We start from the raw sequence: 549 nt of genomic DNA, 5'->3' as shown, positions 1-549 counted from the left end.
CGATGGACGGCTATGCCGTGCGCGCCGCCGACGCGACCGCAGGCGCGCGCCTCGCCATGATCGGCGCCGCGCCGGCCGGCCGCCCCTTCGCCGGCACGGTCGGCCCGGGCCAGGCCGTGCGCATCTTCACCGGCGGCTTCGTCCCCCCCGGCGCCGACGCCATCCTGTTGCAGGAGGACGCCGAGGAGGCCGAAGGCCAGGTCGCCGTGAAGGAAGCCGTGCGGCCGGGCCGCTGGATCCGCCGCAAGGGCCTCGACTTCGCCGCGGACGAGACGCTGCTGCCCGCCGGAAGGCGCCTGACGGCGCGCGACGTCGGGCTGGCCGCCGCCGGGAACAATCCGTGGCTCACCGTCCACCGCCGCCCGCGCATCGGCATCCTGGCGACCGGCGACGAGATCGCCCTGCCCGGCGAGCCGATCCCGTCCGGCGGCATCGTGAGCAGCAACGCCCACGCGCTGGCCGCGCTGGTGCGCGCCGCGGGCGGCGAACCGCTCGTGCTGCCGATCGCCCCCGACGACCGCGACGCCATCGCCGCCGCCGCCGCCGCCG

The 549-nt window shown here is 78.3% G+C and carries 1 protein-coding gene; it reads left to right on the top strand.

The features are described 5' to 3' along the window. Window positions 1-17 precede the first annotated feature (17 nt). Window positions 18-549, top strand: a 532-nt coding sequence (locus OZN99_RS33265) for a molybdopterin-binding protein (protein WP_333779805.1), incomplete at its 3' end; no start/stop codon positions are given.

Source organism: Falsiroseomonas oryzae, assembly GCF_027856955.1.
Classification (GTDB): domain Bacteria; phylum Pseudomonadota; class Alphaproteobacteria; order Acetobacterales; family Acetobacteraceae; genus Falsiroseomonas; species Falsiroseomonas oryzae.
This window is presented reverse-complemented; position numbering and strand designations above follow the sequence as displayed.